This is a genomic window from Streptomyces sp. bgisy027 (genome assembly GCF_057710365.1).
Window position 1 is genome coordinate 157988 of sequence record NZ_JBYIVZ010000012.1, and the last position, 13994, is coordinate 171981.

Here is a 13994-nt window from a genome sequence, read left to right on the forward strand (position 1 = left end):
GGCGTACTACTCCGACAGCTCCCACACCGCGTAGGCGGCGGCGTCGCTGTTGCGGTCGAGGGCGGTGTCGTTGATGTTGGACGTCGTGTCGCAGGACGAGTGGTAGCAGCGGTCGAAGGACTGCCCGGCCGTACCGCCCCACTTGGTCACCTGTGCCGCGGTCTTCGTGCGGCTCGCGCCCGTGAACAGGCCGCCCACCGGCACGCCGGCGCTCTTGAACGGCGCGTGGTCGGAGCGGCCGTCGCCCTCGGTCTCGATCTCGGTCGCGACGCCGAGGCCGGCGTAGTAGTCCTTGAAGGTCTTCTCGATCGCGGGGTCGTCGTCGTAGACGAAGTAGCCGGGGTTGGGCGAGCCGATCATGTCGAAGTTCAGATAGCCGCTGATCTTCGCCCGGTTCGCGGAGGAGAGGTTGTTGACGTAGTAGCGGGAGCCGACGAGCCCCAGCTCCTCCGCGCCCCACCAGGCGAACCGCAGATGCTTGGTGGGGTGGTAGCCGGCCCGTGACACGGCGAGCGCGGTCTCCAGGACCGCCGCCGAGCCGGAGCCGTTGTCGTTGATGCCGGGGCCGGAGGTGACGCTGTCGAGGTGGGAGCCGGCCATGAGCACCTGGTTGGCGTCGCCGCCGGGCCAGTCGGCGATCAGGTTGTAGCCGGTGCGGCCGGAGGACGTGAACTGCTGGACGGTCGTGGTGTACCCGGCGGCGTCCAGCTTGGCCTTCACGTAGTCGAGGGATGCCTTGTAGCCGGGGCGGCCGTGGGCGCGGTTGCCGCCGTTGGCGGTGGCTATGGACTGGAACTGGGTGAGATGGGCCTTGACGCCGGCCACGGGGATGTCGGGGGCGGCGGCCAGGGCCTCGGCTCTGGGCGCCGCGCCGGCTATGGATCCGCTGGTCAGCAGAGTGGCGGCAGCGACGGCGACAGCCGCCGACGTGCGCCAGGAGACGGAGAGTTTCATGGTGGGGGGCTCCGAATTCCTTGGGGAATCACAGGGATTCCTCAGTGAATGGGGTGCCTGGATGGTGAGGGTGGGCCTGACTCTCCGTCAAGAGCGCTATTCGGACGTGGTGTTCGTATAGGGAAAACCCTGAGACTGCCGCGGGCTCAGTGCACGCAGAACTCGTTGCCCTCCGGGTCCGCCATCACCACCCATGCCCCGGACGGTTCCCGCACCTGCCGCAGCACGCTCGCCCCCAGCCCCTCCAGCCGCTCGACCTCGCCCTCGCGCTCCCCGGCCGCCGTGTGCACGTCGAGATGCAGCCGGTTCTTGACCGTCTTCTCCTCGGGAACGCGCTGGAACAGCAGCCGCCGCCCCAGCCCGGTGCCGCTGTCCTTGTCGTACGGGTCGTCGGGATGCCGTACGGCCACCAGGTCCCGGAAGGCGAGCCGGGCGTGGAACTCGACGACGGCCTCGCGCGGCAGCGCGCCGAGCTCCAGCAGCCGGTCGATCAGGGCGTTGTTGTCCTCGACCTCGTAGTGCAGCACGGCGGCCCAGAAGTCGGCCTGGGACTGGGGGTTGGCGCAGTCGATGACGAGCTTCCAGTGCAGGGGCGCCGGTGCGGTCGCGGGTTCCTGTGTCATGCGACCACTCAAGGGGGGTGGGGGAGCGGGGCGCAACAGGAATCGCCGGTCGGTGCACGGCGTGCACTCGGCGCCGGTCCGCACCATCCAGCCCGTCCGGCGTCTGAGGACGAGGCCCGTTCAGGGCCGAAGCGGGGGTCCGGGGGCGGTAGCCCCCAGCTCAGGCGTCCACCACGGCCGACTTCGGCTTCTCGACCCGCGGCACCCTGAACTCGGCGCTCCTCAAGCGCCGCGCCGCGCGCCACGCGTCCGCAGTGAGCAGCGTCAACGCCAGCCACACCAGCGCGAACCCGGCCCACCGCTCGGCCGGCATGGCCTCGTGGAAGTACACGACGCCGATCAGGAACTGGAAGACCGGTGCCAGGTACTGGAGCAGCCCCAGCGTCGACAGCGGTACCCGGATCGCCGCCGCGCCGAAGCAGACCAGTGGCAGCGCGGTCACGGCGCCTGCGGCCGCGAGCAGCGCCGCGTGCCCGAACCCCTCCGTGGTGAACGTCGACTTCCCCTGCGCTGTCAGCCAGGCCAGGTACCCGAGCGCGGGCAGGAACTGGATCGCGGTCTCGGCGGCCAGCGACTCCACGCCACCGAGATTGACCTTCTTCTTCACGAGGCCGTAGGTGGCGAAGGAGAAGGCGAGGACGAGGGAGATCCACGGCGGCCGCCCGTACCCTACGGTCAGCACGATCACCGCGCTGAGGCCGACGCCGACCGCCGCCCACTGCACGGGCCGCAGCCGTTCCTTCAGGAGCAGCACGCCCATGGCGATGGTGACGAGCGGATTGATGAAGTACCCGAGCGAGGCCTCGACGACATGGCCCGAGTTCACGGACCAGATGTAGACGCCCCAGTTGACGGTGATCACACCCGCGGCCACGGCGACCAGCGCGAGCCGCCGCGGCTGCCGTATCAGCTCACCGGCCCAGGCCCAGCGCCGTACGACGAGAAGTACGGCCGTCACGAAGACGAGGGACCAGGCCATCCGATGGGCGAGGATCTCGACGGACCCGGCGGGTTCCAGCAGCGGCCAGAACAGCGGGAACAGCCCCCAGATCCCGTACGCCGCGAAGCCGTTCAGCAGACCTATGTGCCGCTCACCCCTGGACTTCCCGGTCACGGCCCCTCCTTCGTGCTTCGTGCCCTCACATGGCCGCGTCCCTGCGTCGGCCCGCACGAAGGTAACGCCGAACACCCCCGCCTGTCATGCCCGTATTGCCATACGGTCATGACAGGCGGGGGTGGAGCGCCCGGAGGGGCGAGTCCGGAGGGGCCTGGGCCTGGGCCAGAGCCTGGGCCTGGGCCTGGGCCAGGGCCTGAATCAGCCCTTCAGTCCGGCGGCGATCGCCTCGGAGATCGGCGTCGTCGGGCGGCCGGCCAGGCGGGACAGGTCGCCGCTGTCGACGACCAGTTCGCCCTTCTCCACGCAGGCGTCCACGCCGGCGATGATCGCGGCCACGGGCCCCGGCAGCCCGGCGCCGGCCAGGATGCCGGTGAAGGCCTCGACGGAGACGGGGTTCTCGGCGATCTCCTTGCCGGTCTGCCGGCTCAGCTCGGCGGCGTACTCGGCGAAGCTCCAGGCGACGTCGCCACCCAGTTCGTACGTCTGGTTCTCGTGCCCCTCGCCGGTCAGTACGGCGACGGCGGCGGCCGCGTAGTCGGCGCGCGAGGCGGAGGAGACGCGGCCGGCGCCGGCGGCGTGGGTGACGGCGCTGTGCTCCAGGACCGGGGCGAGGTTCTCGGTGTAGTTCTCGTGGTACCAGCCGTTGCGCAGCAGCGTGTACGGCAGGCCGGACTCCAGGAGCGCCTTCTCGGTGCCGCGGTGGTCGTCGGCGAGGGCGGCCGTGAGGCTGCCGGGGGCGCTGGTGTAGGCGAGCAGGGCGACGCCGGCGGCCTTGGCGGCGTCGATGACGGCCTTGTGCTGGCCGACGCGGTCGTTGCCGACCTCGCTGCCCGATATGAGCAGCACCTTGTCGCCTGCGGCGAACAGCCCTTCGAAGGTCGCGGGGGCGCTGTAGTCGGCGACGGCGAGCTTCACGCCGCGTTCGGCGAGGTCGGCGGCCTTCTCGGGGGTGCGCACGACGGCGGTCACCTGGTCGGCCGGGACCTTCTCCAGCAGCTGCTCCACGACGTGGCGGCCCAGATGTCCGGTGGCTCCGGTGACGACGATGCTCATGATCAGAACTCCTAGTGGGGTGCGGTGGCACTAACCCTAGGAGGTGCGCTAACTCAACGAAAGTACCCACTTTGAAGTAAGGTACTGGTATGGCGGTAAGTGATGTGGTGGGCGTGACGGCGGGCAAGTACGACATCGGCGAGCAGATGTGCCCGCACCGGCTGGTGCTGGAGCACGTCACCAGCCGCTGGGGGGTTCTGGTCCTGATCGAGCTCCTGGACCGCCCGTACCGCTTCAGCGAACTGCGCCGGGCGATCGGCCGGGTCAGCGAGAAGATGCTGACCCAGACTCTCCAGACCCTGGAACGCGACGGCCTCGTCCACCGCGACGCCAAGCCGGTGATCCCTCCGAGGGTCGACTACTCCCTCACCGACCTGGGTCGCGAGGCGGCGGAACAGGTGCGGGGGCTTGCGCTGTGGACCGAGGAGCGGATGGGGGAGGTGCAGAAGGCGCGGGAGGTGTACGACGCGCGAAAAGGCGGCTCTGATCAGGGGTGATGTGACTCCCGGCGTCCGGTCGGCAGGAATGCGTACGGCGCCTGGGGGCACACATATGTCAGGGTGTTGGTCGACATGCGAGACACGTCCTTCCATGCGCCCCCTCTCCGCCTCCCACGCCGCCGTTGACTGACGGGCAATGTGGAGGCGGAGTGTCACGCCCACCGCGCATCCACCCTTCCGCCCACCGGGGCGCGGTTACCGGATCCAGGGGGATTGCTTGACATGGCCACACAGACTCCGGCCGCCCGGGCCAGCAGGATCGGTTCTGCGGTCGTGGCGGGACGCAGCCTGATGCGCGCGTTCTTCGCTCGTGGCGCCCGCCGCCGGCGCCAGGAGGAGATCCTGCTGGATCTGCTCCGGCAGCTGACGCTGATGACCGAGGAGATTCATCGAGCGAACCTGATTCAGCAGTACCGGCTGACAGTGGACCAGATGAATCGGACGATCGACGACCCTTCCCTGGCCGACGCCTCCAGCACGCTGACGGGGCTCTCCGAGGGCAAGCGTCGCCAGCTGCTCTTCGCGAACCGTGAGTACGGCTCGCTCCTCCTCGCCCATCGCGTAGGAGTGCTCGACTGGGACGAACTCCTCGGGCACCTGCGCATTCTGTGCCGCAACGCCGTTTTCGCCGAGTACTGGGACCGCACCGCCGAACACCGGCGGAGCATCCCGGGTGCCTCAGCCGAAGGACGGGTTGGGGCGGCCGTGGACGTGATGATGGAGGAACTCGCCGACGATCCGGAGGAGTGGTGGATCGTGGGACCGCCCACGTCCGGCTGACCGCCGTCGCCGGGGTGATGGTGGGCGGGATGTCTGACCTGCGAGTCCGGACCGGACGTCCGCGGCACCTGACGCCGTCGGTCAGGCGTCGGGGATGTCCCGCTTGGCACGGATGAGCGTCTCGCGGCTGATCACGACGATGCGTTCGTAATCGGCACGAGCCGCGTCGGCAGGGAGAAGAGGATCAAGCACAGCGGTGGCCTCCGTGCCGATGACGGCAAAACTGCCATCGCTCAGCTCGAAGACGTCCGGACAACTTTCCGAGGTCTGACTGCCCCTCATTTTCGGTGGGTCTCCGAGACGACGGACCACGTTGACAGCAGGGAGTTCGCGGGGCACTCGGAGCCTCTTCTATACCCGGAGACAGTCCGGACAAGCTACCAAGATCCTCTCCGGGGTGCCCGGTCAACGACACACTTCATAGCGGGAATTGACTCCGTTTGCAGGGCACGGCCGTCGATCCCTTCATGCCCACGCATCCGTGCGCCCCCTGTCCACCTTGTGCCCCGACTTGTGCGGTCAGCCAGGCTGGCAGGCGACGGTCTGGCACGCCGGGCGCCGGCTCAGACACAGGGCGCGCGTGGCGCCGTGGGATGCGGGGGGTGTTTCTGCATGGCCGAACCGGATCACGAAGAGCTGTGACGGGACCTTGTGCGCGCGGTCACCCGGGCCGGCGAAGCCATGGCTGCCGTGGCGGAGCAACTCCGGATGGCCGACAAGATCCGGGTGCGCACTCTTTTCGCGGGGCAGCTGGACCGGGCGATCGACGATCCGGTGCTCGCCGCCGGGTTGAGCACCCTGGGCGACATCTCCGAGGACAAGCGGCGCCAGATGCTCTTGACGAACAAGCACTACGGGTTGCTCCTGCTCTCCTACGAGGTCGGAGAGACAAGCCGCAATGAACTCCTCGGCGCCTTGAAAGTACTCAGCAGGAGCGACAACTTCCTGGAGTACTGGGCGCGAACGTCCACGCACCGGCAGATGCTGCCGGCGGAGTCGTTGGAGGCAAGGACCGGGAGGGCTGTCGACGCCATCCTGGATGAGCGGCTGGGCGACCTGGAGGAGTGGTGGGTTGTAGGACCCGAGTCCGGCACCACGCCTGAGTGACGCCGGGCAGACCTGGGTGCCGCTGGTGCACCCAGGCTCACATGCCTGTCTGTCGGCCGTCAGCCGACGACCGTCCAGGTGTCCCCACCCGCCAGCAACTGCCCCAGATCACCCTTGCCGTTCTGTTCGATCGCCGTGTCGAGCTGGTCGGCCATCTGGGTGTCGTACACCGGCCGGTCCACCGAGCGGAACACGCCGATCGGGGTGTGGTGGAGGGTGTCCGGGTCGGCCAGGCGGGACAGGGCGAAGGCGGTGGTCGGGGAGGCGGCGTGGGCGTCGTGGATCACGATCTGCGACTCGTTCTCCGGGGTGACGTTGACGACCCTCAGGTCGCCGGTCTGCGCGTCGCGGACCACGCCGCGCGAGGAGTCCGTGCCGAAGCGGATCGGCTGCCCGTGTTCGAGGCGGATCACCGCTTCCTCGGCCTGCTGCCTGTCCTTCAGGACCTCGAACGCGCCGTCGTTGAAGATGTTGCAGTTCTGGTAGATCTCGATCAGCGCCGTGCCCTTGTGGGCGGCCGCCTCCCGCAGCACCTGGGTGAGGTGCTTGCGGTCGGAGTCGACCGTGCGGGCCACGAACGACGCCTCCGCGCCGATCGCGAGGGACACCGGGTTGAAGGGTGCGTCCAGCGACCCCATCGGCGTCGACTTGGTGATCTTGCCGACCTCGGAGGTCGGGGAGTACTGGCCCTTCGTCAGACCGTAGATCCGGTTGTTGAACAGCAGGATCTTGAGGTTGACGTTCCGGCGCAGGGCGTGGATCAGGTGGTTGCCGCCGATCGACAGCGCGTCGCCGTCACCCGTGACCACCCACACCGACAGATCCCGGCGCGAGGTGGCCAGGCCCGTCGCGATGGCGGGAGCGCGGCCGTGGATGGAGTGCATCCCGTACGTGTTCATGTAGTAGGGGAAGCGCGACGAGCAGCCGATGCCCGAGACGAAGACGATGTTCTCCTTGGCCAGACCCAGCTCCGGCATGAAGCCCTGGACCGCCGCCAGGATCGCGTAGTCACCGCAGCCGGGGCACCAGCGCACTTCCTGGTCGGACTTGAAGTCCTTCATGGACTGGCGTGCCTCGGCCTTGGGGATGAGCGAGAGTGCCTCGATCGTGCCCGTGCCTTCCGTGGACGTCTCAGGCATCGATGGCCTCCTTGAGAGCCTTGGCAAGCTGTTCCGCCTTGAACGGCATGCCGTTGACCTGGTTGTACGAGTGGGCGTCCACCAGGTACTTCGCCCGGATCAGGGTGGCGAGCTGGCCGAGGTTCATCTCGGGGATCACCACCTTCTCGTAACGTCCGAGTACCGCGCCCAGGTTGCGCGGGAACGGGTTCAGATGGCGTAGATGCGCCTGCGCGATCGACTCGCCCGCGGTGCGCAGACGGCGTACGGCGGCGGTGATCGGGCCGTACGTCGACCCCCAGCCCAGCACCAGCGTCCTCGCCTCGTGCGGGTCGTCGACCTCAAGGTCCGGCACCTCGATGCCGTCGATCTTGGCCTGGCGGGTGCGGACCATGAAGTCGTGGTTGGCCGGCGCGTAGGAGATGTTGCCCGTGCCGTCTTCCTTCTCGATGCCGCCGATGCGGTGCTCCAGGCCCGGCGTGCCCGGGATCGCCCACGGCCGGGCGAGGGTCTGCGGGTCGCGCTTGTACGGCCAGAAGACCTCGCTGCCGTCGTCCAGGGTGTGGTTCGGACCCTGTGCGAACTGCACGGTCAGATCCGGCAGCTCGTCCGGCTCCGGGATCCGCCACGGCTCGGAGCCGTTGGCCAGATAACCGTCCGAAAGCAGCATCACCGGTGTGCGGTACGTCAGCGCGATCCGCGCCGCCTCCAGCGCCGCGTCGAAGCAGTCGGCCGGAGTGCACGGGGCGACGATCGGCACCGGCGCCTCGCCGTTGCGGCCGAACATGGCCTGGAGCAGGTCCGCCTGCTCGGTCTTGGTCGGCAGGCCGGTCGACGGCCCGCCCCGCTGGATGTCGATCACCAGCAGCGGCAGCTCCAGGGAGACCGCGAGGCCGATGGTCTCCGACTTCAGGGCCACACCCGGGCCGGAGGTGGTCGTCACCGCCAGCGAGCCGCCGAAGGCCGCCCCCAGCGCCGCGCCGATGCCCGCGATCTCGTCCTCGGCCTGGAAGGTCCGTACGCCGAAGTTCTTGTGCCGGCTCAGCTCGTGCAGGATGTCCGAGGCCGGGGTGATCGGGTACGAGCCCAGATACAGCGGCAGGTCCGCCTGCCGGGACGCGGCGATCAGCCCGTAGGACAGCGCGAGGTTCCCGGAGATGTTCCGGTAGGTGCCGACCGGGAAGGCCGTCGTCGCCGGGGCGATCTCGTAGGAGACGGCGAAGTCCTCGGTCGTCTCGCCGAAGTTCCAGCCCGCGCGGAAGGCGGTGATGTTGGCCGCCGCGATGTCGGGCTTCTTGGCGAACTTCGACTTGAGGAACTTCTCGGTGCCCTCGGTCGGGCGGTGGTACATCCAGCTCAGCAGGCCCAGCGCGAACATGTTCTTGCTGCGTTCGGCCTCCTTGCGCGTGAGGTCGAACTCCTTCAGCGCCTCGACCGTCAGCGTCGTCAGCGGCACCGGGTGGAGGCTGTACCCGTCGAGCGAGCCGTCCTCCAGCGGCGAGGTGGCGTAGCCCACCTTCTGCATCGCCCGTTTGGTGAACTCGTCCGTGTTGACGATGATCTCCGCGCCGCGCGGCACATCGCCGAGGTTGGCCTTCAGGGCCGCCGGGTTCATCGCCACCAGCACGTTCGGCGCGTCGCCCGGAGTCAGGATGTCGTGGTCGGCGAAGTGCAGCTGGAAGGAGGACACGCCCGGCAGGGTTCCGGCGGGGGCCCGGATCTCGGCGGGGAAGTTCGGCAGCGTCGACAGGTCGTTCCCGAAGGACGCCGTTTCCGAGGTGAAGCGGTCGCCGGTGAGCTGCATACCGTCGCCCGAGTCCCCCGCGAATCGAATGATGACTCGGTCCAGCCGGCGGACGTCCTTCGTCCCTGCCGGTTTGCGCTGCTCTCCCACGACGGCTTCGTCGGCCTGCTCCGATGGGCTACTGACCTGGCTGGTCACTGAACTGGACCTCCTTCGAGGCGGCTGTCTGGGCTGGCCTTCCCGCAAGCCTTCCCAGGATCAACCCTACGTCCGCAAAGGTCGCCCTCCCTGGGCCATTCGCATGACGGACAAGGAATCGAGCCGGTTCGCCACCCTGACTTGTCATGATTCACGCGCCCCCGGCGCTGCCTTTGAAGACGCTTCCCGTTGTTTGTTCGGTTGCCGCGCTCGCGTCCGTCCGGCGGACGCCGCGGAGCGGTCACCCACTTGACTGACACGGGGTCGATCCATCAGGAGTTCAGGTAGGTGAGGACCGCGAGCACGCGCCGGTGGTCCCCGTCGCTCTGGGACAGCCCGAGCTTGAGGAAGATGTTGCTGACGTGCTTCTCTACGGCACCGTCGCTCACCACCAGCTGCCGGGCGATGGCCGAGTTCGTCCGCCCCTCGGCCATCAGGCCCAGGACCTCCCGCTCCCGTGGGGTGAGCCCGGCCAGCACGTCCTGCTTGCGGCTGCGGCCCAGCAACTGGGCGACGACCTCGGGGTCGAGCGCCGTACCGCCCTGGGCCACCCGCACCACCGCGTCCACGAACTCCCTGACCTCGGCCACGCGGTCCTTCAGCAGATAGCCGACCCCGCGGCTGGAACCGGCCAGCAGCTCCGTGGCGTACCGCTCCTCCACGTACTGCGACAGGACGAGTACCCCGAGGTCGGGGTGTGCCTTGCGCAGCAGCACGGCCGCCCGCACCCCCTCGTCGGTGTGCGTCGGCGGCATCCGTACGTCCGCGACCACCACGTCCGGCAGCTCGCCCTGACCGTCCAGCTCGGTGATGGTCTTGACCAGGGCGTCGCCGTCTCCGACCCCCGCCACGACCTCGTGCCCACGGTCGGTCAACAGCCGGGTCAGCCCCTCCCTGAGCAGCACCGAATCCTCGGCGATGACCACCCGCACCCTGTCCTCCACGATCCTCGGCCCCCCGAGCCTTGGCGTTCGGCCGAGCGCGCCCCGGCCCTGTCGTCCTTCGCGACCTCAGTATCCCGCGATCGGCTCTTCCGTACCGGGCCTGTGGATAACCTGCCCGGCGCAGTTCGGATCGCGTGGGGACAAAGGGGGCGACTTCGAGGCGCGTGCTCAGGGAGTGCTTGCAAACTAACGAAAAGCCGGCAAAAGGAAAGCCGGCAAAAGGAAGGCCGGTAAACGGAACCCGCCGACCGGACTCGCCCGACCGGGACCCCGGCCGCCGGAACTGTGGCCGCCGGGGTCCCGGCCGGCCGCTGGACCTCCCGCCACCGGAACTCCGCCGACCGGAAAGCCGGACCCCGGAACTCCGCTGGCCGGAACCCTGCCGCCGGAAAGCCGGACCCCGGAACTCCGCCGACCGGAAAGCCGGACCCCGGAACTCCGCCGGCCGGAACCCTGCCGCCGGAAAGCCGGACCCCGGAACTCCGCCGACCGGACCCCCGCCGACCGGAACCCGGGAAACAGAAATCCGACACACGGAAATCCGGCCCCGAACCAACCGGAGCCGGTTCCCCGCCTCGCCGGGCGCGCGGTCGAACGGCACGCCCAGAACGACACAGGCACGCCGCGAACGACCACGGGGGCCCGGGCACCATGACCAGGGCAGGCGCCGACACCTACGACGACGGCAGGCCCGGGCACCATGACCAGGGCAGGTTGCGACACCTATGACCACGGCAGGCCCCGGCACCATGACCAACGGCAGGCCCCGACACCTACGACCACGGCAGGCCCGGGCACCATGACCAACGGCAGGCCCCGACCTACACGGTCCGCCACGGCAGCTCCGCCGTGACCCGGGTCGGCCCCCCGACCGGTGAGTCCACGACCAGGACCCCGTCCACCGCGTCCAGCCGTTCGGTCAGACCCGACAGGCCCGAGCCGCCGGACGTGGCCGCACCGCCGATCCCGTTGTCCACGACCTGCAGCATCAGCCGGTTCTCCACCCGCCACACATCCACGGCCGCCCACGTGGCCCGCGAGTGCTTGCTGATGTTCTGGAGCAGTTCGGAGACCGTGAAGTACGCGATCCCCTCGATCGCCGGAACCGGCCGCTCCGTCAGGTCGACCTGGACCTCCACCGGCACCGTGCACCGCGAGGCCACCGCCGACAGGGCGGCGTCCAGACCGCGGTCGGTCAGGACCGCCGGATGGATGCCGCGGGCCAGATCGCGCAGCTCCTGGAGCGCTGTCTTCACCTCGCCGTGCGCCTCGTCGACCATCCGCGCGGCGGCCTGCGGGTCCTCCGCGAGCTTCTCCTTCGCCAGGCCCAGATCCATGGCCAGGGCCACCAGCCGGGCCTGCGCTCCGTCATGCAGGTCGCGCTCGATGCGCCGCAGGTCGGCAGCGGCCGTATCGACGACGACCCCGCGGTCGGACTCCAGCTCCACCACGCGCGTGGCCAGCTTCGACGGCCCGAGCAGACCGTGCACCAGCAGCCGGTCCACCGTCGTCAGCGCCCGCACGATCCAGGGCGTGGCCAGTGTGAACAGCAGGCCCACCAGCGCGGTGACGGTGATCTCGAAGGGGTTGTCGAGGTAGAAGCTGTGCGTCTCGTCGCCGTAGATCTGAAGACCGTCCTGGCCGGCCCACATCGGGAAGACCCAGAACCACAGCGGGTACGTCAGCAGCGCCCAGCCGTACACCCACACGTTCAGGGCGACGACGAACGAGAACACCGCCCACGGGAAGTGCAGCACCGCGTACAGCAGGGCCCGCCACGACGTCCCGCTCTTCAGTACGGCGCCCATCCACGCCATGAAGCCGCGCCGGCGCATCCGCAGCGGCTCCGGGTCGGCCACCTCCAGGTCGAGCAGCGCACGCGCGCGTACCCGCTCCAGCGCCCCGAAGCCGCGGCAGCCCACCAGGCCCGCCGCGAGCACCGGGATGCCGAGGAACGTCACCAGCAGACCCGCGCCCAGCGACACCATGGTGATGGCGTAGACGAACAGCATGATGCTGATCGGCAGGCTCAGCAGCACATACCCGAACTCGCGCCAGCTGCGTGCCTCGAACGGCGCCCGCAGCCCGGCCGGCAGCCGGTGCCGTCGCCCGCCGCCGTGCTCGGGAAGGCCGTGCTCGTGGAGACCGAGCCCGTGCCCGTAACCCTGTCCGTACTCCGTGGCCATCGGCTCGTCCGTTCTCCTCGTCCCGTAGCCCCGCTGGGGCTGTTCGTCCCGCAGCCCCGCCGGGGCTGTTCGTCCCGGAGCCCCGCCGGGGCTGTGCCGTCGTACCTCCACCCTCCTGGGCCGCAGGTCCACGCGACATGGAGGCCGTCGGCGTCTTGAACGGGGGGTTTTCCCTACCCCTGCCCGGGGGTGCGGTCCCGCCAGGGCAGCTCGGCCGTCACGGTCGTGGGGCCGCCGCGCGGCGAGTCGATCACGAACAGCCCGTCCACCGCGTCCAGCCGGTCGGCGAGGCCGCGCATACCGCTGCCGCCGTCCAGGCTCGCGCCGCCGCGGCCGTCGTCCCGCACCTGGATGAGCAGCCGGTCGTCCGACCGCCACACGTCGACCGACGCCGACTTCGCCGCGCTGTGCTTGCTGACGTTCTGCAGCAGCTCGGAGACCGTGAAGTAGGCGATGCCCTCGATCGCAGCGACCGGTCTGGCGAGCAGATCGACGGTCACCTTCACCGGCACCGTGCAGCGCGAGGCCACCGCCGACAGGGCGGCGTCCAGGCCCCGGTCGGTCAGGACGGCCGGATGGATGCCACGGGCCAGATCACGAAGTTCCTGGAGTGCGAGCTTCACCTCGCCGTGCGCCTCCGCGACCATCGAGGCCGCGGCGTCGGGGTCCTCCAGGAGCTTCTCCTTGGCCAGGCCCAGCCCCATGGCGAGGTTGACCAGTCGGGCCTGCGCTCCGTCGTGCAGATCGCGCTCGATGCGCCGCAGATCGGCGGCCGCCGTGTCCACGACGACCCCCCGGTCCGACTCCAGCTCGGCGATACGGCGCTCCAGCTCGTCGGAGGGCGACAGCAGGCCCCGCACCATCGCGCGGTCCGCGTTCGTCAGGCCCCGCGCGATGAACGGCAGCACCGGCCACAGCACGAACAGCGAGGTCAGCGCGACAGTGAAGGTGAGGATGCCCCAGGGCAGGCGGATGAAGTCGTACAGGATCGTGCGCCAGCCGACCGGGTCCTTCAGCGCCTGCCACAGCTGCGGGAAGAAGCCGTCCCGGCCACCGCGCAACGGCAGCGGGCTCGGCTCGGCCACTTCCACGTTCAGCAGCGCACGCGCGCGTGCCCGTTCCAGCTTGCCCAGCTGCCGGGCGCCCACCAGGCCCGCCGCGAGCAGCGGGAAGCCGATCACCGTCAACGTCAGCATGGCGCCGGTGAACAGCACCACCGCGACATAGGTGAAGCCGAGCAGGGCCAGCGGAAGGTTCGCCAGGAGGTGCGCGATCTCCTTCCAGGTCTGCCGGTCGTAGGCGAAACGGGCCGGCGGCAGCGGCTGCTGCTCGCGTTCGGGCCGCCGGGAGGCGTCCCTGACGGGGCTGGGGCGTTCGGTCATATGGGCTAGCGTGCCGCGCGCCGGGCCGCCACGCCATGGAGCGGACCGCCGCGGTCCCCGGGGGAAAACCCCACCCCGTGCCCGACCGGGCGCAGCCGTCGCGAACCGCGCGGTGTCACGTCGCGCGTCTCGACGAGATCTCAACGCGTGACGGGCTGCTTACGGTCTCTTTAGCAGGGCCTAGACTCCCGTGCGTACAGATCGTCGAACAGTGGTGTTCACGAGATCACATATCGCAGGACACTGGTCCCAGGGCCCGTTCCTGGGGCATCGGTCACGAGGTCAGGG

At 69.6% G+C, this 13994-nt stretch carries 13 protein-coding genes; 3 read left to right on the plus strand and 10 right to left on the minus strand.

The window, feature by feature from the left end; genetic code table 11:
* Window positions 1–6 precede the first annotated feature (6 nt).
* The 4 genes from AC3ETA_RS15085 to AC3ETA_RS15100 all read right to left on the minus strand — a co-directional run bounded on the left by AC3ETA_RS15085 (window position 7) and on the right by AC3ETA_RS15100 (window position 3747).
* A complete protein-coding gene (locus tag AC3ETA_RS15085) occupies window positions 7–954 on the minus strand; it encodes a M28 family metallopeptidase (RefSeq protein ID WP_432193392.1) in 948 nt (315 codons plus the stop codon).
* 146 nt (window positions 955–1100) lie between these two features.
* A complete protein-coding gene (locus AC3ETA_RS15090; protein ID WP_432193393.1) occupies window positions 1101–1577 on the minus strand; it encodes a VOC family protein in 477 nt (158 codons plus the stop codon).
* Window positions 1578–1737: 160 nt separating this feature from the next.
* Window positions 1738–2691, minus strand: coding sequence for an EamA family transporter RarD (gene rarD / locus AC3ETA_RS15095; protein ID WP_432193394.1), 954 nt, complete (start codon window positions 2689–2691; stop codon window positions 1738–1740).
* 201 nt (window positions 2692–2892) lie between these two features.
* Window positions 2893–3747, minus strand: coding sequence for an SDR family oxidoreductase (locus AC3ETA_RS15100; RefSeq protein WP_432193395.1), 855 nt, complete (start codon window positions 3745–3747; stop codon window positions 2893–2895).
* 89 nt (window positions 3748–3836) lie between these two features.
* Here AC3ETA_RS15100 and AC3ETA_RS15105 point away from each other — a divergent pair, with 89 nt between their 5' ends.
* The gene (locus AC3ETA_RS15105; RefSeq protein WP_432193396.1) at window positions 3837–4244 is read left to right on the plus strand and encodes a winged helix-turn-helix transcriptional regulator; all 408 of its coding nucleotides are present in this window, start codon (window positions 3837–3839) and stop codon (window positions 4242–4244) included.
* Window positions 4245–4469: 225 nt separating this feature from the next.
* A complete protein-coding gene (locus AC3ETA_RS15110) occupies window positions 4470–5027 on the plus strand; it encodes a DUF6082 family protein (protein WP_432193397.1) in 558 nt (185 codons plus the stop codon).
* Between the two features lie 81 nt (window positions 5028–5108).
* On the opposite strand, the gene AC3ETA_RS15115 is transcribed toward AC3ETA_RS15110, so the two are convergent.
* Complete coding sequence (locus tag AC3ETA_RS15115) at window positions 5109–5309, minus strand: hypothetical protein (protein WP_432193398.1); 201 nt, start codon at window positions 5307–5309, stop codon at window positions 5109–5111.
* Window positions 5310–5708: 399 nt separating this feature from the next.
* Between AC3ETA_RS15115 and AC3ETA_RS15120 the strand changes: the two genes are divergently transcribed.
* A complete protein-coding gene (locus tag AC3ETA_RS15120; protein WP_432193399.1) occupies window positions 5709–6134 on the plus strand; it encodes a DUF6082 family protein in 426 nt (141 codons plus the stop codon).
* Between the two features lie 59 nt (window positions 6135–6193).
* Here AC3ETA_RS15120 and AC3ETA_RS15125 read toward each other — a convergent pair whose 3' ends face one another.
* From AC3ETA_RS15125 to AC3ETA_RS15145, 5 genes are all read right to left on the minus strand, one after another.
* Window positions 6194–7273 (minus strand): 2-oxoacid:ferredoxin oxidoreductase subunit beta, encoded by a 1080-nt coding sequence (locus AC3ETA_RS15125; RefSeq protein WP_432193400.1) that lies wholly within the window; start codon window positions 7271–7273, stop codon window positions 6194–6196.
* On the minus strand, window positions 7266–9194 hold the full coding sequence (locus tag AC3ETA_RS15130; protein WP_432193401.1) for a 2-oxoacid:acceptor oxidoreductase subunit alpha: 1929 nt from the start codon (window positions 9192–9194) through the stop codon (window positions 7266–7268). The genes AC3ETA_RS15125 and AC3ETA_RS15130 overlap by 8 nt, the downstream gene beginning before the upstream one ends.
* A 272-nt stretch (window positions 9195–9466) precedes the next feature.
* Window positions 9467–10126, minus strand: coding sequence for a LuxR C-terminal-related transcriptional regulator (locus AC3ETA_RS15135; protein ID WP_432193427.1), 660 nt, complete (start codon window positions 10124–10126; stop codon window positions 9467–9469).
* 833 nt (window positions 10127–10959) lie between these two features.
* On the minus strand, window positions 10960–12324 hold the full coding sequence (locus tag AC3ETA_RS15140; RefSeq protein WP_432193402.1) for a sensor histidine kinase: 1365 nt from the start codon (window positions 12322–12324) through the stop codon (window positions 10960–10962).
* Between the two features lie 173 nt (window positions 12325–12497).
* Window positions 12498–13706 (minus strand): sensor histidine kinase, encoded by a 1209-nt coding sequence (locus AC3ETA_RS15145; RefSeq protein WP_432193403.1) that lies wholly within the window; start codon window positions 13704–13706, stop codon window positions 12498–12500.
* Window positions 13707–13994: the final 288 nt, after the last annotated feature.